Source organism: Cytobacillus sp. FSL R5-0377 (genome assembly GCF_038004385.1).
In the GTDB taxonomy this organism is placed as follows: domain Bacteria; phylum Bacillota; class Bacilli; order Bacillales; family Cytobacillaceae; genus Cytobacillus.
The window spans coordinates 2,375,001-2,401,136 of the sequence record NZ_JBBORA010000001.1; the positions used below are offsets into that span (position 1 = coordinate 2,375,001).

At 44.7% G+C, this 26,136-nt stretch carries 26 protein-coding genes and 2 tRNA genes (1 of these 28 cut by a window edge); 2 read left to right on the forward strand and 26 right to left on the reverse strand.

Annotated features, from left to right (window positions below):
- From lysS to spoIIE, 19 genes are all read right to left on the reverse strand, one after another.
- On the reverse strand, positions 1-1,198 hold the 5' portion of the coding sequence (lysS, locus tag NSQ49_RS12290; protein WP_311315961.1) for a lysine--tRNA ligase. 293 nt of this gene lie to the left of the window's left edge; only the first 1,198 of its 1,491 coding nucleotides appear in the window; its start codon is at positions 1,196-1,198; the stop codon falls past the left edge of the window.
- A gap of 210 nt (positions 1,199-1,408) precedes the next feature.
- Positions 1,409-2,410 (reverse strand): tRNA dihydrouridine synthase DusB, encoded by a 1,002-nt coding sequence (gene dusB / locus NSQ49_RS12295; RefSeq protein WP_159870053.1) that lies wholly within the window; start codon positions 2,408-2,410, stop codon positions 1,409-1,411.
- A 37-nt stretch (positions 2,411-2,447) separates the two neighbouring features.
- The gene (locus tag NSQ49_RS12300; RefSeq protein WP_159870038.1) at positions 2,448-2,663 is read right to left on the reverse strand and encodes a helix-turn-helix domain-containing protein; all 216 of its coding nucleotides are present in this window, start codon (positions 2,661-2,663) and stop codon (positions 2,448-2,450) included.
- Positions 2,615-3,142 carry a 2-amino-4-hydroxy-6-hydroxymethyldihydropteridine diphosphokinase gene (gene folK / locus NSQ49_RS12305; RefSeq protein ID WP_159870035.1) on the reverse strand — a complete coding sequence of 176 codons (528 nt, stop codon included), beginning with the start codon at positions 3,140-3,142 and terminating at the stop codon, positions 2,615-2,617. Before folK ends, NSQ49_RS12300 begins: the two co-directional genes overlap by 49 nt.
- On the reverse strand, positions 3,139-3,501 hold the full coding sequence (gene folB, locus NSQ49_RS12310; RefSeq protein WP_251284659.1) for a dihydroneopterin aldolase: 363 nt from the start codon (positions 3,499-3,501) through the stop codon (positions 3,139-3,141). The genes folK and folB overlap by 4 nt, the downstream gene beginning before the upstream one ends.
- The gene (folP, locus tag NSQ49_RS12315) at positions 3,494-4,330 is read right to left on the reverse strand and encodes a dihydropteroate synthase (RefSeq protein ID WP_159870029.1); all 837 of its coding nucleotides are present in this window, start codon (positions 4,328-4,330) and stop codon (positions 3,494-3,496) included. The genes folB and folP overlap by 8 nt, the downstream gene beginning before the upstream one ends.
- Positions 4,330-5,199 (reverse strand): aminodeoxychorismate lyase, encoded by an 870-nt coding sequence (gene pabC / locus NSQ49_RS12320; protein ID WP_159870026.1) that lies wholly within the window; start codon positions 5,197-5,199, stop codon positions 4,330-4,332. Before pabC ends, folP begins: the two co-directional genes overlap by 1 nt.
- 3 nt (positions 5,200-5,202) lie before the next feature.
- Positions 5,203-5,796, reverse strand: coding sequence for an aminodeoxychorismate/anthranilate synthase component II (pabA, locus tag NSQ49_RS12325; protein ID WP_159870023.1), 594 nt, complete (start codon positions 5,794-5,796; stop codon positions 5,203-5,205).
- A complete protein-coding gene (gene pabB / locus NSQ49_RS12330; RefSeq protein ID WP_251284660.1) occupies positions 5,793-7,208 on the reverse strand; it encodes an aminodeoxychorismate synthase, component I in 1,416 nt (471 codons plus the stop codon). The genes pabA and pabB overlap by 4 nt, the downstream gene beginning before the upstream one ends.
- Before the next feature lie 158 nt (positions 7,209-7,366).
- On the reverse strand, positions 7,367-8,296 hold the full coding sequence (gene cysK, locus NSQ49_RS12335; protein WP_159870017.1) for a cysteine synthase A: 930 nt from the start codon (positions 8,294-8,296) through the stop codon (positions 7,367-7,369).
- A 195-nt stretch (positions 8,297-8,491) separates the two neighbouring features.
- Positions 8,492-9,358, reverse strand: coding sequence for a peptidyl-prolyl cis-trans isomerase (locus NSQ49_RS12340; protein ID WP_251284661.1), 867 nt, complete (start codon positions 9,356-9,358; stop codon positions 8,492-8,494).
- A gap of 151 nt (positions 9,359-9,509) precedes the next feature.
- Entirely contained in the window at positions 9,510-10,388 is an 879-nt protein-coding gene (hslO, locus tag NSQ49_RS12345) for an Hsp33 family molecular chaperone HslO (RefSeq protein WP_251284662.1), read from the reverse strand.
- Between the two features lie 100 nt (positions 10,389-10,488).
- Positions 10,489-11,268 (reverse strand): type III pantothenate kinase, encoded by a 780-nt coding sequence (locus tag NSQ49_RS12350; RefSeq protein ID WP_201306604.1) that lies wholly within the window; start codon positions 11,266-11,268, stop codon positions 10,489-10,491.
- Between the two features lie 154 nt (positions 11,269-11,422).
- A complete protein-coding gene (gene ftsH, locus NSQ49_RS12355) occupies positions 11,423-13,414 on the reverse strand; it encodes an ATP-dependent zinc metalloprotease FtsH (protein ID WP_159870008.1) in 1,992 nt (663 codons plus the stop codon).
- A gap of 142 nt (positions 13,415-13,556) precedes the next feature.
- Positions 13,557-14,102, reverse strand: a complete 546-nt coding sequence (gene hpt, locus NSQ49_RS12360; protein ID WP_251284678.1) for a hypoxanthine phosphoribosyltransferase — start codon at positions 14,100-14,102, stop codon at positions 13,557-13,559.
- Positions 14,103-14,125: 23 nt separating this feature from the next.
- A complete protein-coding gene (gene tilS / locus NSQ49_RS12365; protein WP_251284663.1) occupies positions 14,126-15,514 on the reverse strand; it encodes a tRNA lysidine(34) synthetase TilS in 1,389 nt (462 codons plus the stop codon).
- Between the two features lie 161 nt (positions 15,515-15,675).
- Positions 15,676-16,653, reverse strand: coding sequence for a serine/threonine protein kinase (locus NSQ49_RS12370; protein ID WP_251284679.1), 978 nt, complete (start codon positions 16,651-16,653; stop codon positions 15,676-15,678).
- The gene (locus NSQ49_RS12375) at positions 16,622-17,416 is read right to left on the reverse strand and encodes a VWA domain-containing protein (RefSeq protein WP_268891685.1); all 795 of its coding nucleotides are present in this window, start codon (positions 17,414-17,416) and stop codon (positions 16,622-16,624) included. The genes NSQ49_RS12370 and NSQ49_RS12375 overlap by 32 nt, the downstream gene beginning before the upstream one ends.
- 34 nt (positions 17,417-17,450) lie before the next feature.
- Positions 17,451-19,931: a stage II sporulation protein E gene (gene spoIIE, locus NSQ49_RS12380; protein WP_159869996.1), complete on the reverse strand. Its 2,481-nt coding sequence runs from the start codon at positions 19,929-19,931 to the stop codon at positions 17,451-17,453.
- Between the two features lie 356 nt (positions 19,932-20,287).
- Between spoIIE and NSQ49_RS12385 the strand changes: the two genes are divergently transcribed.
- Both NSQ49_RS12385 and NSQ49_RS12390 read left to right on the forward strand, forming a co-directional pair.
- Positions 20,288-20,361 (forward strand) — tRNA-Met (locus tag NSQ49_RS12385).
- A 53-nt stretch (positions 20,362-20,414) separates the two neighbouring features.
- Positions 20,415-20,486 (forward strand) — tRNA-Glu (locus NSQ49_RS12390).
- A gap of 126 nt (positions 20,487-20,612) precedes the next feature.
- Here the strand turns inward: NSQ49_RS12390 and NSQ49_RS12395 are convergent.
- From NSQ49_RS12395 to NSQ49_RS12425, 7 genes are all read right to left on the reverse strand, one after another.
- Entirely contained in the window at positions 20,613-21,068 is a 456-nt protein-coding gene (locus NSQ49_RS12395; protein ID WP_251284664.1) for a S1 domain-containing RNA-binding protein, read from the reverse strand.
- A gap of 83 nt (positions 21,069-21,151) precedes the next feature.
- Entirely contained in the window at positions 21,152-21,562 is a 411-nt protein-coding gene (locus tag NSQ49_RS12400; protein ID WP_159869990.1) for an FtsB family cell division protein, read from the reverse strand.
- A 15-nt stretch (positions 21,563-21,577) separates the two neighbouring features.
- Complete coding sequence (gene yabQ / locus NSQ49_RS12405; protein ID WP_159869987.1) at positions 21,578-22,210, reverse strand: spore cortex biosynthesis protein YabQ; 633 nt, start codon at positions 22,208-22,210, stop codon at positions 21,578-21,580.
- Entirely contained in the window at positions 22,207-22,509 is a 303-nt protein-coding gene (gene yabP, locus NSQ49_RS12410; protein ID WP_159869984.1) for a sporulation protein YabP, read from the reverse strand. Before yabP ends, yabQ begins: the two co-directional genes overlap by 4 nt.
- 154 nt (positions 22,510-22,663) lie before the next feature.
- Positions 22,664-22,930: an RNA-binding S4 domain-containing protein gene (locus tag NSQ49_RS12415; protein WP_159869981.1), complete on the reverse strand. Its 267-nt coding sequence runs from the start codon at positions 22,928-22,930 to the stop codon at positions 22,664-22,666.
- Between the two features lie 16 nt (positions 22,931-22,946).
- Positions 22,947-24,401, reverse strand: a complete 1,455-nt coding sequence (gene mazG / locus NSQ49_RS12420; RefSeq protein ID WP_251284665.1) for a nucleoside triphosphate pyrophosphohydrolase — start codon at positions 24,399-24,401, stop codon at positions 22,947-22,949.
- An 8-nt stretch (positions 24,402-24,409) separates the two neighbouring features.
- Positions 24,410-26,017, reverse strand: a complete 1,608-nt coding sequence (locus NSQ49_RS12425) for a putative polysaccharide biosynthesis protein (RefSeq protein WP_251284680.1) — start codon at positions 26,015-26,017, stop codon at positions 24,410-24,412.
- Between the last annotated feature and the right edge of the window lie 119 nt (positions 26,018-26,136).

Genomic DNA, 26,136 nt, shown 5'->3' on the forward strand with positions numbered 1-26,136 from the left:
GGTCTTCCTCATTTTTCTTCGCAAGCGGCGAGATCTCAACAGGATGTCCATAGATGAATGTAGGCTGAATTAATTTCTCTTCAACCTTCTGCTCGAAGAATTCATTAACAATATGACCATATTCCATATTGTCTTTGATTTCAACGCCATGTTCTTTGGCAAGCTGCTGGGCTTCTTCCTTGCTTGTTTCTTTCCAGAAGTCTACCCCTGTGTATTCCTTAATGGCATCTACCATATGAAGCCTTTTCCATTCAGGCTTTAGATCCACTTCGTACTCGCCGTATTGCACAGTAGTTGTACCAAGCACTTCTTGGGCAATATGTGCAATAAGGTTTTCAGTAAGGCTCATGATATCTCTATAGTCAGCATACGCTTCGTATAATTCAATCATAGTGAATTCAGGGTTGTGACGTGTAGATACACCTTCATTACGGAATACCCGGCCAATTTCATAGACCTTTTCAAGGCCGCCCACAATCAGGCGCTTCAGATGAAGTTCAATCGCGATACGCATATAAAGCTCCATATCCAACGCATTATGGTGAGTAATAAACGGGCGGGCAGAAGCTCCTCCTGCAATGGAATGCATCATAGGAGTTTCAACTTCAAGATAGCCATGGCTGTCAAGGTAGCGGCGCATGGATTGGATAATGCGGCTTCTTGTAATGAAGGTCCGTTTGCTTTCCTCACTCATAATAAGATCCAGGTAACGCTGGCGGTAGCGCTGCTCAACGTCCTTTAATCCGTGGAACTTATCCGGAAGCGGACGCAGGGATTTTGTCAGAAGGACAAATTCCTCCGCTTTAACAGACAGTTCACCTACCTTTGTTTTAAAGAGATTTCCGCTGATTCCAACGATATCTCCAAGGTCCGCAGTCTCAAAAACGGCGTAGCTTTCTTCTCCAACTGCGTCTTTGCGGACATAGATTTGAATTTGCCCTGATAAATCCTGTATATGAGCAAATCCGGCTTTTCCTTTTCCGCGCTTGGTCATGATGCGCCCTGCCAGTGTAACAGAAACGTTCTTTTCTTCAATTTCTTCCTTCTCAAGCTCACCATAATGCTCAATCAGTTCATTACTTTGGTGTGAACGGTCGAAACGTTTTCCGAAAGGATCCATTCCCTGTTCGCGCATGCTGTTCATTTTCTCGCGTCTTACTTTCAACTGGTCATTTAATTCTTCATGACTCTGGCTCACTGAAATCATCTCCATTTTGTAAATCTTTTTATGTACGCACAATTCTGCGATCCTTCAAAAATGTATATCTCTATTATTTTACACAAACATGGTAAATCAGACATCCTAAATAGTTAAATAGAATAAAAACTGCCAGTTCATGCACTGGCAGTTTCCATTTATCAAAAGTATTATAGGCAAAGAATGTCAGCCTGTCAAACTTTAAGCAGCTTAAACAGCCGGTATTTGGCTTCTTTCTTTTTCTTCTGCTTCAATGGCAAGAGCATTAAGAAGTGTCACCAATTCATCTCTTGTATTGCATTCATTGATTCCATTGCGGACCTTCGCATTCCCGCGGATTCCTTTCAGATACCACGCAGCATGCTTTCTCATTTCGCGGACTGCTATATGCTCGTTCTTCAATGCAATCAGGCGATCCAGATGAAGGATGCACACATCCATTTTCTCGCGTACAGAAGGCTCGCCCATTAATTCCCCGGTCTCCAGGTATTTAACAGTACGGTAAATCATCCAAGGGTTTCCCAGCGCAGCCCGGCCGATCATCACACCGTCACAGCCTGTTTCATCAAGCATGCGCTTGGCGTCCTGGGGTGTTTCCACATCACCGTTCCCAATCAGCGGAATGTTAATGCTCTGCTTTACTTCACGGATAATATCCCAGTTCGCTTGCCCTTCATACAGCTGGACGCGCGTACGGCCATGGAGGGCTACCGCTTTTCCCCCTGCGCGTTCAACTGCCTGCGCGTTTTTAACAGCGTAGATGTGATCTTCATCCCAGCCCATCCGCATTTTTACGGTAACCGGCTTTTCCACTGCAGCTGTTACAGCAGAAACCATTTCGTAGATTTTATCTGGGTCCAGAAGCCACTTGGCACCTGCATCACATTTGGTGATCTTAGGGACAGGGCAGCCCATGTTAATATCGATGATATCTGCATTCGTATTTTGATCTACAAATTTCGCCGCTTCTACAAGTGTTTCTTTTTTGCCTCCGAAAATCTGCAGGCTTAGCGGCTTTTCTCTTTCATCAATATAAAGCATGTTCATTGTCCTTTCATTCTGAAAGACAATGCCTTTGTCGCTGACCATCTCAGCACATACAAGCCCTGCTCCGAATTCTTTAACAGTCAGGCGGAAAGCAGAATTGCATACTCCGGCCATCGGAGCAAGTACCACACGGTTTTTCAGCTCGATATCACCTATTTTAAACATCATTGCACCTCCCTTTATACTTGATCAAACATATATATTAATCTTGCTCCGGTCTCGGAGCCAATTCTTCCTGTGTCACTTTTAGCGCCATGGCGATTTGCTCGATTAAAGCCGGTGCAGGCATGCGGTTTCCTCTTTCAATTTCCCCTAAAATCGAAACCGATACACCCAGCTCTTTTGCAAATCCCTCCTGCGTAAATCCTTTTAGCTTTCGAAAAGCGCGAATACGTCTTCCCCATTTTTCTGCTTCCATATCCGTACTCCCTCTCTGTCAGGTATGTCTTCCAGTATTGAAATTAAGGGCCGCTCCATCTTCGGAAGCCTGATGCTGGAATCAATCTCTAAAAGAGGAACAAGGACAAATGCTCTTTCATGCATCCGAGGATGAGGAACTATTAGCTTCTCTGTTTCAATATTTTCGTGACTATACAGTAAAATGTCAAGGTCTATTGTCCGTGGGCCCCAATGGATTTCCCTTTTTCTCCCAAGCTTCAATTCAATATCCAGGCATGCATCCAGCAATTTAAAGGGATTTAAGCCGGTAGAAATTTGGATTGCCATATTTAAAAATTGCTCCTGATCTTCATAACCGACCGGATCTGTTTCATAAACAGATGAAGTATTTACCACTTCAGTTTCCGGAAGCTGATCAACCATCTCAACTGCTTTCTTCAGGTGGTCAAAACGGCTGCCGATATTCGAGCCGAGCGCAATAAAAGCAGTGGTCCTCATGATCTGCCTCTTGTAATCTCAACAGCTACTGATTGATAGTGGCCGGGAATCGGCGGATCCGGCTTGATCACTTTGACCGTCAGCTGCAGTATGAGCGGGAAACGGGAAAGAAGTTCTGCTGCCAGCTTTTCTGCTACCGCTTCAACCAGCTTATATGGCTTTCCTTCCACAACCTCTTTACACACTGTATACAGCTCACCATAGTTAATGGACTCATCTAGATTATCTGTTTCCCCCGCCTTTTTCAGGTCTGCTTCCACAGTCAGGTCAACAGCAAAGCGCTGGCCAAGGCGTGTTTCTTCCGGAAAAACACCGTGGTATCCATAAAACTCCATTCTATTCACATATATTTTATCCATCGTATTCACCTTTTCCCATTAAAGCGTCCATCATTCTAGCCATTCGGCTCATTTCCTTTACATCATGGATACGGATCATCTGGCAGCCCTTTTGAATGCCATAGCAGACCGTTGCCCCCGTTCCTTCTGTCCGCTCCTCAACCGGAAGGTCCAGAATGGTTCCAATCATCCGCTTCTTCGATGTGCCAAGCAGCACAGGATACCCGACAGCCACCAGCTTGTCCAAATCCCTCATCATTTCCAGGTTATAGTTCAAGTCTTTGGCAAAGCCGATGCCCGGGTCAAGGATAATATTCTCGTCTGTTACACCTGCAGACTTTACAAGCGCAATGCTTTCGTATAAGTCATTCATAACATCACGGAAAAAGGATGTGTATTCCATGTTCTTGCGATTATGCATTAAGATGATCGGAACTCCTGTTTCTGCTGCTGTTGATGCCATTTCAGGATCCGCTTTGGCTCCCCACACATCATTGATAATATGGGCACCGGCTTCAACGGCCTGCCTGGCGACATCAGCTTTATAGGTATCAATCGAAATCGGAACATCCACTTCTTTTGAAATTGCCTCAATCACAGGAAGAACACGCTTCAGCTCTTCGTCTGCAGGAACCGGATCAAATCCCGGACGTGTTGACTCTCCTCCTACATCGATGATATCCGCTCCGTTCTCCACCATCTCGATAGCATGCTTGACTGCCAGATCCTGATGGCTGTATTTGCCTCCATCCGAAAAAGAGTCAGGCGTTGCATTTAAAATTCCCATTACAATGGTTTTCTTCTCGTAATCCAACGTATATGGCCCACACTGAATGGTTGTATTAGACATTATGAATCCTCCTGTAGTTCTTTCCTGCTCCATAAGTGTTCACAGTGCTTTTCATAGTGCATCTGGAGCTCCGATGTTTTCTTCCCGGATATCCCTGGCATTGAATGGCCGTCAAAAGATGAAATTGGCACAATTTCCTGGATGGAATTCGTGACAAAAACTTCATCCGCATTCCGTACAGCTTCCGGCCTGTACATGCCCTCCAGCACATTCATCCCCAGCTTCCCGGCAAGCCTGATCACAAATTTCCTAGTAATGCCGTTAAGTATGCCGGTATGAAGAGACGGGGTAAATAGATGGCCATCACAAATCCAGAATAAATTTGATGTGATTCCTTCTGCCAGATAGCCATCCCTGGTCAAAAAGATCCCTTCCGTGCCAGGATCGTCCCCCGCTTCTTTTTTTGCCAGAATATTATTTAAAAAATGGTGGGACTTCAGACGTTCTGCCCCTTCAGGAGTGTTGCGGGGAATCTCAAGCAGCACTGCCTGCTTTTCTGCGCTTCTGCTTCTTGACGGAAGCGGTTTGCAGAAAATAATCGTATTCGGATTTGTGTAAGGGGTTGTCTGCAGACCAACTTCTCCGTTTCCCGCTGACACATTCACTCGGATATAGGCATTATCGTATCCGTTTCTCTCAAGCAGCTTCTCCAGGGCAGCGAGCACTCGTTCCCGGGTGAAGCTGGCTTCGATGTTTATGGCTTCAAGGCTTCGATTCAGCCTCTCCAGATGGTCGTCCAATAAAAAGGGATGCCCATTGTAGACACGGAACGTCTCAAACAGCCCCATTCCATATAAAAAGCCATGATCGAAAGGAGAGATCATGGCCTCCTCTTTCCTGACAACTTCCCCATTCATATAAATATACAAAGTTTACAGCCCCTCTGCCTGCAGTAAGGCTTTGTAATGCTGAATAAAATTCTGGAGGAGTTCCTTTCCGGCTGTGGTCATAATAGATTCCGGATGGAATTGGACACCCTCTACAGGCAGGTCTTTATGGCGAATGGCCATAATCTCTCCCTCGGCTGTCCATGCCGAAACCTCAAGACAATCCGGCAGTGACTCCTTTTTAACAATCAGCGAATGGTAGCGGGTAGCTGGAAAAGGATTGGGCAGGTCTTTAAATATAGTCTTCCCATCATGAAAAATGTCAGAGGTTTTTCCATGCATCAGGCGCTCTGCCTGCACCACATCGCCTCCGAATACTTGAGCAATCGACTGATGTCCCAGACAAACGCCAAAGACCGGGATTTTGCCTGCAAAAGCTTCAATGGCTTTCAGGCTGATGCCTGCTTCATTCGGACTGCACGGCCCCGGCGAGATCATCAGGAACTTCGGCTGCCTACTGCCTATTTCATGAATCGATGTTTCATCGTTTCTTTTGACAACCAGCTCTTCTCCTAATTCACCGAGATACTGCACGAGATTATACGTAAAAGAATCGTAATTATCGATCATATAAATCATAGCTGATCCCCTTTTGCCTGTTCTGCGAGTTCTTTTGCTTTCCATAGAGCAATCGCCTTCTTCAGCGACTCTTTGTATTCATTTTTCGGATTGGAGTCTATGACAATGCCTGCCCCTGCCTGCACATGAGCCTGTCCATCTTTAACAAGCATGGTGCGGATAATTATATTCAGTTCCAGGTCGCCGCTGAAATTGATCCAGCCAAGAGAGCCGGTGTATGGTCCCCTTGTGACCGGTTCAAGCTCTTCAATGATCTCCATGCTCCTCACCTTAGGAGCACCTGTGATCGTTCCCCCGGGAAATACAGCATCAATAATATCAACTGCATTCTTGCCGTCAGCAAGCTCTCCCTTTACATTGGAAACGATATGCATCACATGAGAGTATTTTTCAATGACCATGAACTCATCCACTTCAACAGTCCCATATTTGGAGACTCTTCCCAAATCATTTCTCTCCAGGTCCACCAGCATTACATGCTCTGCACGCTCCTTCTCATTTTCAATCAGTTCATTGGCGAGCTTGAGGTCCTCCTCATGATCCTTCCCACGGGATCTTGTCCCGGCAATTGGCCTCGTGCTGACGGTGTTTCCTTTTTTCTTAATCAGCAATTCCGGCGATGCGCTCACAAGCTGGTAGGCTGGCGTGTGGAAATACCCCATGTACGGAGAAGGGTTCAACACTCTCAGCTGCTCGTATACATCCATAGCCTGGATATGAATCGGGCGGCTTTGGCGTACCGAGAGATTCACCTGAAAGACATCTCCCTGTGAAATATAGTCCTGTACACTCCGGACAGCAGACTGGAATTCTTCTTCATTCATGGATACACCAAGTGCATGTTCTGGCTCATTGCATCCCGCTGCCTCAGAAGGCTCTCCGCTATCCTTCTTCCATCTCTGCTCCCAATTCTCTGCCCGTTCCTCAATGGAATGCTCCTCCCCTTTTTCATATAAGAGAATAAGCCATAGCATTTCAGTTTCATGATCAAAGACAAAGCATTCTTTATAAATGTAAAAGTGGATATCAGGTATTTGCAGATCATCCCGTGCTTCATTTGGAAGCTTTTCGATATAGCGTGCATAATCATAGCTGATGAACCCAATTGCACCTCCCTGAAAGTCAGGAAGTTCTTCAAGCTTATCTGCTTTATATTGGTTCAGCCATTCCTGCATCAGGTGAAGGGGGTTGCCTTCAAGCACCTGTTTTTCGCCGTCTGCAGCAATTTCAAGTTTTGAATTTTTGCCTGTTAAAATGGCATCCGGCTCAAGAGCTGCAATACTGTATCTGCCGCCCCGTCCGCTTTCCAGCAAAACATGATGCGGCAATCCCTCGGACAGCGAGCGGTATGTACGGAAAAAATGGTTATATGTATATGGTATTTTCTTTGCGTGGATCTGTAGATGCTTCATTGAAAGTCACCCCTATATAGTTCTCATTTTTCATCATACATGATACAGGGCACGCTTTCATAATTTTTATTAACAAAAGCTGAAGCGTATACTCACCAATTTTTGCCGTTCCCGATACAACAAAAAACAGCGGCCATCGAAGACCGCTGTTCTATCAATTATTCAGCATCAAATTGGTATAAAGGAGTACTTAAATAACGTTCGCCGTTACTTGGGAGAATGGCCAGAACCTTCTTGCCCTTGCCAAGCTCTTTTGCCACCTTCAGAGCCGCACTGATCGCCGCACCGGAGGAAATCCCGCCAAGAATTCCTTCTTCCTTGGCCGCGCGGCGGGCATATTCAAATGCCTCATCGTTCGAAATCTGGATCACTTCATCATAAATCTTCGTATCAAGTGTATCCGGCACAAATCCCGCTCCAATTCCCTGGATTTTATGCGGGCCAGGCTTTCCGCCTGATAAGACAGGTGAATCAGTTGGCTCTACTGCGTAAATTTTGATGTCTTTATATTTTTCTTTAAGTACCTGGCCGGCTCCTGAAATTGTTCCGCCTGTTCCAATTCCAGAAATAAAAGCATCCAGCTGGTCGCCCATTTGCTCTGTGATTTCAGGTCCTGTTGTTAAACGGTGAATTTCAGGGTTCGCAGGGTTTTCAAACTGCTGAGGCACGAAATAGCCATTCTCCTTTGCAAGCTCCTGCGCTTTGCGGATTGCACCGCCCATTCCTTCCGGTCCAGGTGTGAGGACAAGGTCAGCACCGTATGCACGAAGCAGGTTGCGGCGCTCCATACTCATTGTCTCCGGCATTACAAGAACGGCTTTATAGCCTTTTGCTGCGGCAATCATGGCTAATCCGATTCCTGTATTTCCGCTTGTCGGTTCAATGATGGTATCACCTGGCTTAAGACTGCCATCATTCTCTGCTGCGGTGATCATTGCCAAGGCAATACGGTCTTTAACGCTGCTCCCCGGATTCATGTATTCCAATTTCAGATAAACATCTGCGCTATTATCATCAACTAAACGGTTTAGTTTCACAATTGGTGTATGCCCAACAAGATCTGCAATTGAATTTGCTACACGTACCATTTTCCCCACTCCTTATTTCCGACTATTTTTATTGGTTTAATATAAATTTACCAACTTCCAATGGGAATGTCAACGAAATTGCTCCGTATTTAAAAGAAAATTCATACTTTTGTCATTATAGACAATTACCCATCTCTATTCATGATACTCATTTTATGCAGAAAAAAACACGGAATTCACTCCGCGTTTTTTTATTTATTGCTCACCATAGTACCATTCCACATCGGTCTCTTTCCAGAATGGTTTGGCAGAGACAGGAACATCCATCTGCTCAAGAGCAATCTGGCGGCGAATCATGTTCTTTACCTCTTTAAAGGAATACTTTTCTCCCTTTAAATGCTCGTGAAGCATGACAATCGCATAGCCATCTTCTGTTTTAATCGGCTTGGTCCATTTGCCGGGCTTAAGTTTTTTGACCTGTTTAAAGACTTCAGCCGGTATATGTTCATCATCTTCACTGACATACCCTGCATTCCCCCCCTGGTTAGCAGTGAATTCATCAATCGATCGTTCCATCGCCAGCACAGAGAAGCTGGAGCCTTCTTTCAGCTCCTTCAATGTCTGTTCTGCTTCTTCTTTTGTTTTCACAATGATTTGAGAGATGTGATAGGTATCAGGTACATGAAATTGGCTGCTGTTCTCATTATAGTAGCTCTTCATTTCCTCTTCTGAGACAGAGACATCTGCCGTCAGCAGCTCTTCAAGAATAAGATTGTTCTTTATTTGCCTGCGCCATTTGTCTTCACTCATCTCATCAGTGAAATTGCCGCCGTACATCGTCTTGACCATTTTCAGCTCAAGCTCTACTGCCTTATCAGAGATCTTGACCCCGTATTTTTTCCCGGCTTCTTCAATGACCTTTTGATCAATTAGTTCGCTTAAGGTGCTTTTTCCGTACTTTGTTTCCATCTCACTCAGCCATTCCTGGCGGGTGATCTTTTCTCCGCCGATTTTTGCGACTGCTTCCCCGCTGCCATCGCCTTTAAAAAGCAAAAAGGCCAATGTGATAAGATTCAGCAGTACTAAACCGGCAATGATTATTAAAAGCAGTCTCTTTTCCAAGTGCTCCTCCCCCTAAGAAAAGCGCAAGCACCTTACCCTCCCAATGCCTCGAAGGGCAGGCACTGAAGCTGGACATTTCTCCAAGTTCAAAAAACAAAAGCGCATGCCCCGGCCTCAGGCGAACCTAGGAGACCGGCAAACGCTTATCTTTTCAATTTACTTCGGTCTTTAATTCTTCCAGTTCTTCTTTTGTATAATGATATTTCTCGTTGCAGAAGTGGCAGGCAGCTTCAGCCTGGCCATCTTCATCGATCATCTGCTGGATTTCTTCTTCTCCGAGACTGATGATCGCATTCGCAAAACGCTCTTTTGAACATGTGCAGGTAAAGGACACAGGAAGCTTTTCAAGAAACTTTACATTGTCCTTGCCAAGAATTGTTTCCAATAGCTCTTCAGGCGTTAAGCCCTGCTGGATCAATTTCGATACAGGCGGAATTTCTTTCAGTCTGTTCTCAATTAAAGTAATCGTCTCTTCACCTGTTCCCGGCATGAGCTGCAGAATGAATCCCCCTGCAGCAAGAATGGAGTTGTCAGGGTTAACGAGAACACCCACCCCAACTGAAGAAGGCACCTGTTCAGAAGTAACAAAGTAATAAGTTAAGTCTTCCCCAAGTTCTCCGGAAATCAGCGGGACCTGTCCTGTGAAGTGTTCCCTCATTCCGATGTCCTTCACGACAGTCAGGGTCCCTTCAGTGCCGACCGCACGGCGCACGTCAAGCTTGCCCTGCTCATTCAGATCGAAGTGCGTCTGCGGATTTGTTACATATCCGCGCACCTCTCCATTTGCATTGCTGTCTACCAGGATGGCGCCAATCGGACCGCCGCCTTCAATTTTTATGGTCAGCTTGTTATCGCCTTTCAGCATGGCACCCATCATCACGCCTGCCGTCATGGCTCTTCCCAAAGCAGCTGATGCGGTTGGCCATGTATAATGTCTGCGCTGGCCCTCTCCAACTGTTTCGGTGGTACGGGATGCATAGGCACGGACTTGTCCATCATATGCAAGTGCTTTAATTAAATAATCGCTCATTTTTTGCTCCTTTCCACGAAAAGCGCAAGCGCCTTGCCCACCCCCGATACCTCGAGGGGGTAGACGCTTGCGCAAGACAATTTTCGAATTTCAAAAAGTACTATTTTTTTATGTTTTCCATATTTCGTTTATAAATAATCTGCAGACCCTTTAAAGTTAAAAAAGGATCCACAACATCGATAATATCCGACTCCTGTGCGATGAGCCCTGCAAGGCCGCCTGTAGCAATGACAGTCGGTTGTTCGTCAGCCTGATCTTTCATTCTTTTGACAATTCCTTCAACCTGGCCGACGTAACCATATAGAATTCCAGCCTGCATGGCAGATACGGTATTTTTTCCGACAATATGGTCAGGACGGGCAATTTCTATTCTTGGAAGCTTCGCTGCACGGGAATAAAGAGCCTCTGTCGAAATCCCGATTCCCGGGGCAATGGCTCCGCCCATATACTGCTTATTTTCATTGATATAGCAATAGGTAGTGGCTGTTCCAAAATCGACAATAACTAACGGGCTTCCATATTCATGAATGGCCGCTATAGCATTGACAATGCGGTCTGCCCCTACTTCTCTGGGGTTCTCATACTTGATGTTTAAGCCTGTTTTGATTCCAGGCCCCACCACAAGGGGCTTTACACGGAAGTATTTCTGGCACATTCTTTCAAGCGAAAACATGATTGGCGGCACTACAGAGGAAATGATAATGCCATCTATATCTGAAAAGGAAAGATTTACATTCTCAAACAGAGACTTCACAATCATCCCGTATTCATCTTCTGTTTTATTCCGGTTGGTTTCAATTCGCCAATGATGCTTTAATTCATCTTGGTCATAGACACCCAGAACGATATTCGTATTCCCTACGTCGAAAACAAAGATCAACATTCTCACCACTTTATGATTATTTAAAACGCTTTTTTTCACTGAAAACATCATATCACAACTGCTGTTGATTCGTGTAATCGAAAATTCCGGGCAGCCTGGGAATTGATATTTTGCGGCAAAAAAAAGCGCCCCTGGAGGCGCTTTTCGATGATTATCTGTCTTTGCGTTCTTCGTCGATGGCAGGTGGCACATCCGCTTCAGCTGGACTTGAGCCTTCCCTTGTTTCAGTGATTTCGCCTGTTTCAGCAGGATCGTCTTTCTTGATGCTAATGTTTACTTTCACATCTTCATCTGTTGAAATGGAAGTCGCTGAACGGTCAGGCAGTCTGCCATGGTCTGATAAGTGCTTGATTTGTTCTGCATCAAGCGTTTCAACTTCAAGCAAGGTATTTGCAATCAGATTCAGCTTATCACGGTTTTCTGTTAAGAGCTTTCTTGCTCTTTCATAAGATTCCTTGATTATGCGCTGGATCTCAAGATCGATTTCATATGCGATTGCATCTGAATAGTTCTGCTCATTATGGAAGTCACGTCCAAGGAATACCTGGCCGCCCTGAGACTGACCGAACTGTAATGGTCCTAGCTTGTCGCTCATTCCAAATTCGGTTACCATGCGGCGGGCAATGCCTGTCGCACGCTGGAAGTCATTATGGGCACCTGTGCTTACTTCACCGAAGACGATTTCTTCAGCCACACGTCCGCCAAGCAATCCGACAATTTTGTCGAGAAGCTCAGGCTTCGTCTGGAAGTAGCGGTCTTCTTTTGGAAGCATAACCGCATATCCGCCGGCCTGGCCGCGAGGCACGATTGTAACCTTATGAACCATCTCTGCTTCATCAAGCACCAAACCGATGACTGTATGACCTGCTTCATGGAAGGCAACAATGTTTCTTTCCTTTTGGGAAATAACACGGCTCTTCTTGGCTGGTCCAGCAATAACGCGGTCTGTTGCTTCATCGATATCTTCCATATCGACTTTTTTCTTATTGCGGCGGGCAGCCACAAGCGCTGCTTCATTCAATAGATTTTCAAGGTCTGCACCTGAAAATCCAGGAGTGCGCATTGCAATGCTCTTTAAGTTAACCGACTCATCTAAAGGCTTGTTGCGGGCATGTACTTTAAGCACTGCTTCACGGCCTTTGACATCCGGGCGGTCAACTGTAATCTGTCTGTCAAAACGTCCCGGACGCAATAATGCCGGGTCAAGAATATCAGGTCGGTTTGTGGCAGCAATGATGATAATTCCTTCATTTGCTCCAAATCCATCCATTTCAACAAGAAGCTGATTTAGGGTCTGCTCGCGTTCATCATGTCCGCCGCCAAGGCCGGCACCACGCTGACGCCCTACAGCATCAATTTCATCGATGAAAATAATACATGGCGCATTCTTTTTCGCATTTTCGAATAAGTCGCGGACACGGGAAGCACCCACACCAACGAACATTTCAACGAAATCAGAACCGCTTATAGAGAAGAACGGAACGCCCGCTTCACCGGCAGCTGCCCGTGCAAGCAAGGTTTTACCTGTTCCCGGAGGTCCTACAAGAAGAACCCCTTTAGGAATTCTCGCTCCTAATTCAGCAAACTTGCGCGGGTCTTTAAGGAATTCAACGACCTCAACAAGCTCCTGCTTTTCTTCATCGGCGCCTGCAACATCTTTAAAGCGCACTTTCTTTTTGCTTTCATCATACAGCTTGGCTTTGCTTTTGCCAAAGTTCATCACTCGGCTGCCTCCGCCCTGCGCCTGATTCAGCAGGAAGAAGAATAGAATGAAGATGATGATGAAAGGAATGATTGACGTAAAGAATGTAACCCAGCCGCTTGTTTCCTTAGCCGGCATAACATCAACATCTGATGTCTGGGCTAATTGGTCCACACGGTCAAGGATATTATCATTGTTCATGATATAAGTCAGGAAGAATTTGCCTTCCTCATATCCCTTAAGCTTACCCCGTACTTCAAAAACACCTCTCTCAGGCTGAAGGGAAATGGACGTAACATCGCCGCTTTCCAAATGATCAACAAATTTATTATAAGAGATGTGCTCCGTTGGTTCATTGTTGCCATTAAAGAAGCTGACAACTCCAATAATGACTAAAAATATTAATAAATAAAAGATGGTATTCCGGAAGATCCGATTCATCCCTTACCTCCTCCCACGGTAAACAAACTATAGTGTATAGTATCATAGAAAATCATGCCAATACAAGGAATTAGACTTCTTAAAACCGGGTGATTCTTGTTTCAGTAAAGGGCTTTAATCCAAGATCATGCTTAGGATTTCCTTAATCGTTATTGCTGTATACTTCCGGCTTCAGCACTCCAATATAAGGAAGATTGCGGTACTTCTCCGCATAGTCCAGGCCATATCCGACTACGAACGCATCAGGAACAATAAACCCTACATAATCCGCTTTGATATCAGCCTTTCTTCCTGTTGGCTTGTCAAGCAGTGTTACAATCTTAATGCTTTTCGCTTTTCTGTAGCGGAACAGCTCAACCAGGTAGCTGAGTGTCAAGCCGCTGTCGATGATATCTTCGATGATCAGAATATCTCTGCCTTCCACAGAAGTATCAAGGTCTTTCAGAATTTTGACTTCTCCTGAAGATACCATTGAATTCCCATAGCTTGATACATCCATGAAGTCCATCTCAAGATATGTATCCACACGCTTTAAAAGGTCGCTCATGAAAGGCATTGCCCCTTTTAAAACCCCAATGGCAAGCGGAAATCGATCCTGGTATTCTTCCGTAAGTTCAGCAGCAAGGGATTTAATCTTATCCTGCAGCTCCTCTTCCGAAATCAGTACTTTTTCAATATCATTCTTCATCATTTTTTGTGCCCCCTAGAAGATCATTGCTTTATGTATTGTAAAATAATATAACTTGAGCAGGATTGCTGCTGCCTATCATCATGCGACTTCTTCAAACCTGGCACCCATAGGATCCTGCCCTGTGCATCTGTCACGATTGGCCAGGTTTTCCGATCATGCAGCGGTATTTTATGATCGATGAAAATATCCTTAATCTTTCGGGACCCCTGCATCCCTTTAAGCGTCATACGGTCTCCCTTTTCTCTTGTCCTGATAATGATTGGAAAAGAAACACCGTCCCTGTCTAATACAAGGGTTTCATTGTTTAGATTTCCATCAGGACAGTCAGCATATTCAAGAATAATCGATCCGCCGTTTGGGAGTTTTATGCTTGCAGGTTTGAAGATTTCATATCGATAGGATTGTACAGGTTCCTTCGGGAATAAAAAGTGGCATTGCCGGTAGGAGCGTACAATATGTAAACCGCCTGGAAAATCTAAATTTCCCGATGGATGAGGACTTTTCATTAAGGAAAAAACACTCTCTATATGAGAAGCCGATAACGATGCTGGCCTTTCCTTATAAAGATAGTTTAATATTAGTTGAATCCCTCTCCTTTGTAAAGGCATTGGCATTGCCTCAAAAGCATCAATATCCACACTAATTTCCCCATTGGCATTCTTTTTCATTACTGTATTCATTTTATGGACGGTTAATTCCTGCAGATATGCTTCATCACTTTGCAAATCTTCACTGAATTTTTGAAAATGCTCATGCACCTGAGGATTTTCTTTTCTCAGGAATGGGAGCACTTCTGCCCTGAAGCGGTTGCGGCTGTATATGCCTTTTTCATTGCTTGGATCCCGCCTTGGGTTAAGAGACTCCTTCAGACAATAGTGTTCGATTTCAGCTCTGTTCAAGCACAGGAACGGACGGATAATCGTATAATCGCCGAACGGACGCGTAAAGGGAATTCCGGCTCTGGCGCTGCCTGTGCTTCCTCTTGTAAGGCGCATTAAGATGGTTTCAACCTGATCATCTCCATGATGCCCAAGAGCAATATAATCTGCCCCATATTTATCGGCTGTTCTTCGGTAAAAGCTGTAGCGGCAATCCCTGGCAGCTGTCTGTGAACTCTTCCCGGACTTCTCCATATACTCAGGCACATTCACTCTTTCCATTTCAAATGGAATGGCTTTGTCTCTGCAGTAATCTTTCACAAACATGGCGTCCTGAAGGGATTCTTCACCTCTGAACATATGATCGACATGTGCGGCAATCAGTTCTGTCTGCTGATGCTGCTGCCGGCTCCAAAAATAATGGAGCAGGGCGATGGAATCCGGCCCGCCTGATACACCAATTACTATTTTCTTACCTTTTAAATTCAATCCCTTTTTCTTAAGGAAAGCACTCACTTTCTCTTCGAGCATAGGCTTCTTCCTTATCCTATTTAGATATATTTACTATTACCCCTGCAAAGGGCAGCATAATCCTTCCTATAGAAAAGCATATCACTTTTTAAGGAAAAATATCAAAAGGGATTAAGATTATAATACGGGTCACAGGAAAGAAAGTTTCATTTCTTTGAAATTCACATCAGCTGCCCATAAATATATAAGAAATATAGCAGGGTGACAATAAGAGTAATAAGCAGAGTTTCAAAGAAGCTCCCTTTTTTACTTTTCTGCCTGCGCATTTGCCTGCTGGCTGGCTGCTGGCTGGCTGTTTTTCCAGGATTCCTGCTTACCGTACTTCTTTGCACCGGATTTGCACGAGTGAGCTGGAGCATATCATTTCTCATTTCACCTGCTGAGCTATACCCGCCCTGCAGTGCATTCAGAATAACATCTTCGTATTTCAGCAGCTCTTTCTTTTGGCGGACCATCATTTTGAGCTGTTTAAGGTCACCCGTTGTCTTGGCAAACCTTTTTGGGTATGCCGTATTGATTAAAATCATGGCTGCAGCAAAGAGATCATAAGCAGGGTCAGCCTTTCTGGTCCCCAAACCCCAATAACCGCGATCATAGAACTCGGTAAATTCTTTTATTGCCCTGCCCTGAATGGTAGTGCCGCCCACATCAATGGTGCGTATTCTCGAGGGAGGACCTGTTACGATTAGATTATCCGGCTTTAAATCACCAAACACCCATCCTGCTTTATGCAGCGCATCCAGATCGTTCAGAAGCTGTACCAATAAAACACTGGTCCAGGATGGCCCCTTCTGCTGAATGAATGTCAGCAGATCAGGCCCCTGAATATATTCCATTACATAGAATGAAACCTTGCCGCTCCTTCGTTCCCAATCATCGACATCAAGCAAAGAAGGCCCGAGGGCAGAGCCTTGGACCTTTGCAAAGGATTTAAGGACGTTCACTTCGGACGTGATGGACATCCCGTTATCACTCATTTTCAAAGCAACCTGCTGATTTTGGTTTTTGGCGAGATAAACAATCCCATTAGCACCATAGCCCAATTCCTTTACAATGGTATATCGGCTGCGGTGCCATTTTCCTTCAATCACAGTACCAGGGTTTACTTTACACTGACTCTTCAAAGAATGATTCATCATCACGGGAAAGCAGACTCCTTAATGAACGTTTTTTCTTGAAATGATTTAATGCCTCTTGAATGGCCGGGCCTGTTGGTGTAATCCCGCCTGTTGTCAATTTCGAGAATATGCTGGTCAGCGATTCAAGATTCGGTGTCCAATCAAGCAGTTTTTCGACATCTTTCTTTTTCCCGGGAAATACAAATACGGAAAAACGGTTATCACCAGAGCGGGCATTGAGGCTTAAGGACAGGTCCAGCAAGGCTTCCTTAACAGTCGGAAGCTTATGCTTCATGCTTGCACTGGTATCAACGAGGACCAGCACTTCAAGCTCGACGGTCTCACCCAATTCATCCACGACCTCCATCACTTCGCCGCGCTGATCCGGCGGGAGATCATCCATTGTTTTGGGGCCGCCGAGGATCTGCTGGAGCTCTTTGTTCACCACTCCCTGCAGAGTCTGTGTCATAGCTTTTCTTGTCACCATCTGTACAGTCTGTGATAGCTGCTGAGAGTAGACTACCTGACTGACTCCTCCTCCTGACATTGCAATACCTTCTATTTCATTCATTCCCTGTTCATCAATGACATCCTGCTCCATGACTCCGATTACATTCACCGTTATTCCCTGCTCCTTGGCTAAAGCCGCCATAGCAATGGGATCTTCACCCTGATTTGAACAGCCATCCGTTATCAATAAAATCTGCTTCAGTGTTCCTGTTTTCATTTTGAAACTCCCCTCCACAATTGAGTTGTTAGCATTTTCGACTGATTGGAGGGGAATTATACATATAAATACTACTCGATGAGCAAATTAATCAGTTGGCCTTTTGGCGGATGGCGTGTACAGGGATGCTTGTCCATTTCGGTGTATTATGCTTCACCTTTGAGACCACCACAGTCATATCATCCTCAATATTTCCGGACCTTGACCTGATGACCTCTTCCATAATCAGATCGGCAACTTCCTGCGGATCGTCCGTCCTCAACTCGGATATTTTGCGCTTCATCCACAAATCAAAGTTTTCGACATGCTTTGGACCCTCAAATACTCCATCACTCATCATGATCAATAAGTCACCGGCTTTAAGCTGCTCACTGACCACATCAACATCAAATTCCTGAATGATGCCCATCGGAAGGTTGCTGGCCTGAATCTTCATTACTTTAGGGCCTCTTTTTACGAAACTCGGAGTTGATCCAATTTTCAAAAATTTTGCGTCAGCATTCTGCAGATCGATCATGGCCAAATCCAAGGTCGAGAAAATTTCGTCTGTAGTTCTCAAAGAAAGGACGGAGTTGACGGATTTAATGGCAACCTGCTCTTCTATTCCTGATTGAAGAATTTTCTGCAGAAGCTGAAGTGTTTCCTGACTTTCCGCATGAGCCCTTTCCCCATTGCCCATTCCATCACTGATGGCAATCGCATACTTGCCGCAGCCCAGCTCGATGGTGGAATAGCTGTCACCGGACACTAAGCCCCCGTCCTTGGCCGCATGGGCAACGCCTGTTTCAACCACGAAAGCCTTGGCTGACCGGAATGTGACATGGCAGTATCCATTCGGAAAGGCGGCACATTCCTCTGAATTTACTAATATCGTTTCGCCTAATATATCAGATAGCATCGGTGCAATGAGCTTCTCACATTCCCCATGGCCCTGGCAATATGGGATGGTCATATCAATGTCGACATTTCCCTGCTCCAGACTGTAGATTTCCACCTGTTCAATATGGATGCCAAACTCCTGAAGTGCTTCGAGGATTTGTTCTTCCTGTTTATGATGATTTTCCCGCTCTCTCTGTATTTCTTTGGCGAAGTCACCCATTACCTCCGAAACACCCCGCAGCTGGTCAGCTACCAGCCTTCTGCTTTCCTGAACCTGCTTCTTCAGCTTTTGGTTCGCTTTATAATAAGTCAGCTCCTGCTGGACGGCTTCTGTCACTTTTTTCGATCTTGTGCAGTACTTTTCCCACTCTCTTGCCAGTTTAGGAGAAAGGGCACCTTCGTTATTGTCCACATCATGCATAATATCCATCATATAGTCATAGGTTGTATTAAAGTTCTTTGACCAGCAGTGATCCTTCTTAAAGCAGGTCTGACAGGTTTTTTCCGTTACATTGCTTAAGAAATAATCCACTTCCCTGTCACTGTCCTCTTCCCATTGAGACGGCTCATCATGAGAGGAAAAGCTTTTGGAAAGGGCCTGAAAGACACTTGAAAACTGGGCAACGCGCTGTGCTGTCACATCACGCATTTTTCTCATATATTGCTGCTGCTCTGCCGCATATTCAGGCGTTCCCGGGATGTGTTTGGCCAATTTCATCGTTAACACCTGCGGGGTTAATAAAAATAAGAAGATGGCTGCACCTGTTTCTGACAAAGTTTTCATAAGGTTTCCGCTGCCCTCTCCATACATGCCCATAAGCAGTGTCGCAATCAGCAGGCCGAACGCCACTCCCAACTTCCTGCCTTCTTTTAAAAGGCCGCCTAAAAGGCCCGCAAAAGCAAGCAGACTCATATGATAAAAGCTTGATATATTCGCAAGAGAGAAAATCAGGCCGGTTACCACCCCTACTGTGGAACCGACTGTCGCTCCTGCTACAAATGCGAAGAGCAGGACAAGATAGCGTGACATAATATGCTCCACGGAAAGATCATAGACTGTCCAGCCGATGGTTCCCGTCATGACTGAAGCCAGCATAATGATCAGACAGACAATTTCTTCGGTTTTCAGTGATTGTCTGCGCTTATTTATTGATAGCAGGGGCAGTCCCTGCAGAAAAATAAGTGTCAGGATGAAGCCCAGGCTAGACTCAACCCCGGCCATCATGCCATCGTATAAAGTCAGCTTGCCCTTCATAATGAAAGCCTCCAGGAGCTTGCCTGTTAAAAGAGTGAAAAATACATAAAAAGGCAGTGCCCGGATTTCATTAGTCAGCCATTTCTTTGAGACCCGGAAGGCAAATAAAAAGATGAAGGTGATGCCAAAAGCGGATACAGCATCGGATATGGATAATGTGGCAGCTCCTGCGATCAGTCCCACTAATGCAAGCGGCGCCTTATCCCTTCGTATGAAATAAACCGCTGCAAAAAACGGAAGGCTGAATGGGGTAAGCTTCGCCAATATCAAGGCTCTTCCAAGCAAAAAGCCAATGATCAGCAGAACATAGCCTTTTTTCAGAAAGAAATTCTCCAGCCCTGATTGGAGTTTTTTTAAGCCTTTGGCAATATCCAGTTTCGGTTTGTTGAAGGGAACTTCCCCGATCGGCTCCATTACATTCCTTTCTACCTTTTCCATTAAACTACACTCCCCATTTTTTTATCGTTGCTGACAATTATAAATTCATCTGTTCCAAAAGTTTGTCAAAATAGCGGACAAGCCCCGGCTTTTCGTTCGACGGTTTTCCACTATATATGGGGATAGATAACATGATTTAAGATTGAAACTTCCGGAGTCCATTTATAATCTGACAAAAAAAGTAAACAAACCGCTGGAATGACAGCTTTCTGCCGAAAGCGAAGCATGGAAAAAATTGACGAAGGCGGAAGGGAGGTTTACGACATATTTCTTTCAATATCTTATTGACTTCCTTTTTAAAAGTTTGTATTATAAATTTTGTGCTTAAGAGCACAACTATTAATCTATTGAAATTTGGCGGTGTAGCTCAGCTGGCTAGAGCGTACGGTTCATACCCGTGAGGTCGGGGGTTCGATCCCCTCCGCCGCTATCTAAGAAATGCGGAAGCGCTTTGAGGCGATCTGCATAACACAATTTTATCCTGGCCCGTTGGTCAAGCGGTTAAGACACCGCCCTTTCACGGCGGTAACACGGGTTCGAATCCCGTACGGGTCATTTCAAAAGAGCGTCAGCCTTAGGCTGGCGTTTTTTTGATGTTTGAATCAGCGTTAGCCAGCACAAAAAAACAAGCCCTATTCGGACTTGTTTTCCATCCTGCTATATAGATCAATCAGCAGCAAGTTAGCCTCGCTTAGCTCCTCTTCCTCCGCGCTTGGATTCAGTATGACGCTTCAGCGATGAAAGACGATCTTCGCTGTCCTTCAGGAAACGGGCCATTTTGGCTTCAAAGTTCTCTTTAGGGCGATGGTCGTTTGGCCGGTTTTGGCGAGGGCGGCCAGAATTTGAATTCGGTCTGAATTCCTTTCTGTCTCCTCTTTCAGGTCTCTCAGAACGCTCAGGCCGGTCTTTTGCCTTCTTAATGGATAATCCAATCTTGCCGTCCTTTTCGACATTAATGACTTTCACTTCAACCATGTCACCCACTTTTAGGTGTTCATTAATATCTTTTACATATTTGTCAGCGACTTCACTTATGTGCACCAAACCGGTTGAGCCATCCGGCAGCTCCACAAATGCTCCGAAATTTGTAATGCCTGTGACCTTTCCTGTTAACTTGCTGCCTGCTTCGATTGACATTAAAAAAACTGCCTCCTTGAAAGATATAAAGTGAAACTTTTTATATATTATACAGAAACCAAAAAAAGAGTGTCAATATAGCGTCAGTCGGCCTTTTTTTCTTTTTTCTTTTCTTTTTCCGTCTCTTCTTCAGGGAGGTTAAAAATGATTTCATTATTGTCAGATAGGAAATAATCTTTGCGGGCAAGCTTCGCGATATACTCATCATCATTCAGCTTAACAATTTCTTCTTCAAGCATAACTTCTTTTTTCTTCAGATCAGAAAGCTCCTGATCCAGCCTGTTTTTCTCTTCCACTTTTTCTTCCAGAGCAGCAGACTGCGAAACGAGTGTGGTGATCATAAAAAAAGAAACGACAGCTGCCAGTGTAAAAAATGCTGCTAATCTGCGAAATAAAAGTTTTTTCTTACGGCCTGCACTGATCTCTGCTTCTTCCTGCTGTTTGACATAGCTGGTTTCCATTTTGGCTACATTTTTCTTCTTGGTGGCACTCACTTCCGCACTCCCTCCTTACTCTTTAGGTTTTTTCCACTTTGCTGTCCATTTTAAAACATAATTCTTTATCCGCTGTAAATATCCTGCCAATTTATTATATAACTTCTCGACTGTTTTTTTAATCTTTTTCGGCAAAAGTTTCCATAAAAGTGACAAAATCCATTTGACAGGCAGAAAAGCTGCCTTCAAGGTGAACCAAAGGACTCGAATAATGACTTTTAGAAGGGAATAAAGTCCTTTTCCAAGCATGACGGCAATCGCAATTAACGCCATAATCAGACCCTGAATGGGTTTATAAATAAGGATAGTTACAGCCTTCACGAAAAAGCGGTATATGGAGATCGCCATCCGGATGGAAATCTCCAATACCCGCAGATACATTTTTTTAAATAAACTTTGATAAGCGGCAAAACCGCACAGCAAAGCAATGAAAATGTAAAACCTCAGTTCACCCTTATTCACCAGGAATAATATATAGAAGATTGCCAGACCCTGTACTACCCAAAAAAGAATATCATTAATAAAAACAAGCCAGCTTTTCCGCTTAGTCCTTTGCAGAAAACGATTATACGTATCAAGGGCAGCCCCAAATACACTTCCCATGCCAATCATCGCCAGCATGGTCAAAAATTGAGTAGTCAGCGTCATCGGAACAACTTGCTAAAGAAACCTTTAGCTTTATCTCCATTCTGATCGTCAATATAAACAAGGTCAAATACCTTCCCTTTAATGGAAACAATTCCCTTGTCCACATCCAGATTCTTCATCTGAAGGTTCTGCCCTCTAATCGCCAGGAAGCCCATTACGGTCTCGAGTAAAAACTCTTCATTATCAAAGCTTTCCACCTGTTTAACACCTGTAATATCAAGCAGCCTTCTGCCTCTCATAATGACATCATGTTCCTGAGTATTGGTTTTGTTTGAATTTGGCTCATAATATTGACTCATTATTCATCCCCCGCAATCACATAGTACAACCTTTTTGTACATGTTTATGAATGGGGGGAAAAAAATAGAACAAGCCGTGATGAAAAGCAGGAGCTCTGCTGATTTGGAAACAGAAATTCCGCTTGTTTCCGGTTATCGGACAATGCAGGCTAGCTTATGCTTCCGATTCCACTTTTTCTTCCTTCACAATTGAGTACATGTTAGCCGCTTCTTCCTTGCGGGTCGTTTCCTGGAGACGTTCCACCTTGACCGTCACCAGCTTCTGGCCGAAGCGGACTTGAAGCTCATCTCCCACTTTAACAGTGGAGCTTGCTTTCGCCTGCTGTCCATTTATCGTAATCCTTCCCTGATCAGACACCTCTTTAGCCAGTGTTCTTCTTTTGATAAGTCTTGATACTTTTAAAAATTTATCTAATCTCATGTATGCCACTCCTCTATTAATAGCCTTTGGATTTTGCCTCATTCCAGAATTCATCGAGCTGTTCGAGTGTAAAGTCTTCAAATGTTCTGCCGCTCATCATTACCCGTTCTTCCACATACTTAAAACGGCGGATGAATTTTTCATTTGTTTTTCTCACTGCTTCTTCGGCATCAATTTTATAAAAACGTGCAATATTCACAAGAGCGAACAGGATGTCGCCAAATTCCGGCTCCATCTCCGCGCTGAAATCCGCAGCTTCCTTCTCGAATTCGGCAATCTCTTCTTTTACCTTCTCCCAGGCAGGCTCTACTTCCTTCCAGTCAAAGCCGACTTTCGCTGCTTTTTTCTGGATTTCAGTCGCTCTCATTAAGTTCGGGAATGATTTCGGGACTGAATCCATCATAGATTCCTGTTTTTCTCCCTTTTCTTCCTGCTTAATGCTCTGCCAATTTTTCAGGACATCTTCCTCATTTTCAGCCTGCTCATCACCAAAAACATGGGGATGACGGCGGACCATTTTTTCGGAAAGCCCTTCAATCACTTCATCGATGGCAAAATAGCCTTCATCCTCGCCGATTTGAGCATGGAGCATCACCTGAAGAAGGACATCGCCAAGCTCTTCTGTCATATGCTCGGTATCTTCATTATCAATCGCTTCGATCAGCTCATAAGCTTCTTCAATTAAGTATTTCTTTAAACTTTCATGAGTTTGCTTTTTATCCCATGGGCAGCCATTTGGTCCGCGCAATTCAGCGATAATGCTCCGCAGCTTTGAAAAATCTTTATAGAGAACAGCCTCATCTTTTACAGGGGGCACATATACAGAAGTTAAGTTATTCAGCTCCATATTATGATCCAGTTCATGCAGCTGCACTTTTTTTATAACCTCATCTTTGCTGCCGGCCGCTGTTACAATATAAACCTCATAATCGTAAGGCAGCTTTTCCATCAGAGTCAGCTTGACTTCGCCCGCAGTAAACTGATCATACACCTGTCCAATGATGACATGCTGTGCCACCTGGATCTCATCCCTTTTCAGATCGGTTCCATCCAAAAGCTGAAACCCCTCGATCGGGTCGATCTTCAAAGCCTGAAATAAAGGATCCAGGAAACTTTGTCCTCCTCCGATCATAATTTCAATTCCTCTCTGCGGTCCATGCTCAAGGAGAAGCTGCACGGTACGCTCTGCTACAAGCGGATGCCCCGGTACTCCATACGTAATATCTTTCGCAAGGGCTTCACGGAGGAGAAATTCACAAATCTCCTCGTATACCTCTTCAAACTGCTCATGCTTTTCGTATATATGATCAAAAGACTGATATGTCAGACCTTCTTGTTCGAGATCAAGCAGAACTGGATGCTCCTTCGTGCGCAGATATAGAGCCTCTGAATTTTTAAGCTGTCGATACACACCAAAAGGAAGCTGATCCAAATCTCCTGCTCCAAGTCCGAGAATGGTTATTTTTTTCATAAAGCAATTCATCTCCTAGTCTTTTTGGGAAGCAAGAACATGAGTTTGCTTCCAAGCGGCAGCAAAGCAAGCTCTTCCTCTTTAAAAGTATTGCCTTTAAACATGATATACAAATACGTAAGGCCCCCCAGCACTACGCCGCTTAATGCCTGGAATCCGGAAAATATCCTGCCCGGTTCTGCGATTGGCAGCATGGCCAGGGCTTGAAGGTATAGCTGCAAAACAATCGTCATTATGAAAGCAGCAAATCCGGTCAACAATAAAAACCGCATAGAGATCAATGATATGTTTAAATATCTATGAAGCTTTATAATAAGAAGAAACAGGATAGCAGCAAGGGCCAGAGCTGATGCAGCCGCTGCACCGGCTGTACCGTAAGATGGCACCAACAGGATGTTCAGGCCAAGCTTTAACGCAAACCCCACCAGAATGGCCGCAGCTGGGAAAAAGATAAATCCCAGTCCCTGCAGGATGCCAGTGATGGTGATGATCAGGCTGCTCAGCAAAATCATCAGACTGAGGATAGCCAGGACACCCGATCCTGATGAGTTTTCAAACAGCATAATATTTGCAGGCTTTATGATATTCCAGAGCCCAACGGTTGCGGCAGCTCCAACCAGTATGCCGATTTTCAGGGCAAGTCTGATTTTACCGTGAAGGAATGCGGGCTGATTTCTCAATTTTTCTTTGGAAATAAGCGGTACCAGTGACAGGGACATGGATGTTGCCACCACAATGCCAAGCTGAACAAGCGGCTGTCCGCGGTCATACACGCCTTTTAGCGCCTTCGCTTCTTCTCCTTCCAGCCCGGATGCCAAAAGAAGCGAGTATAAATTGAACGAATCTGCCAGCTGAATGAAAATAAGCACCAGACTGCTGATGCAGATGGCAAACCCCTGTATGATAATCGTTTTGGCCAGCTTCCCGCTTTTTTTAAAATCAATCGCAATGGAAGATGGCAGGCTTCTTCTCTCATTTATATAAAAGTACGTAATTAAAATCAAAATGGCGACCATTCCGCCGGTAATAGCCCCGAACATGGCCCCGCCTCCAACCATATAGAGAGAATTCCCTCCCTTAACAAGCAGATAAGCAGCCAGCAGGATCGTAACGACCCTGATTAACTGTTCTCCTACCTGGGAAACAGCGGTTGGAACCATGTTTCCTTTCCCCTGAAAATATCCCCGGAAAAGAGACAGAATGGGAAACATAAGGAACACAACTGCCACTACTTTAAGCAAAACTGCCAGCTGCGGATCACCCATCCTGGCTGCCAGCCAATCCGCACCCCAGTAAAGGGCGGAAAACCCGATAATTCCTATTAGGGACAGAACCAGGACTGAAATCGCAAATAAATTGTGAATATCCTGCTCTTTCTCTAAAGCAGCCTGCTCGGCATAAAGCTTAGAAATAATAACAGGAAACCCATATGTAGATAACACAATAATGATTCCATAGAACGGATAAACTTGCTGATATATATAAAATCCTACATCCCCGACAATATTCTGGAAAGGGACCCGGTAAATAGCGCTTAAAATTTTGGTAATCAGGGCAGCGATTGTCAGGATAAACGCACCCCTAAACAAATCGCCGGATGTCTGAACGGGCCTCAGGTTGCCCATCTCCTTCCAATTGAATTCGAAAGTATTATAGCATATTGGGGCATAGTACGCGGATTCTATACCTTATTCGCTGCTTGCGTGCACTTCATTTTAGTCTGCACGCCAAAGAA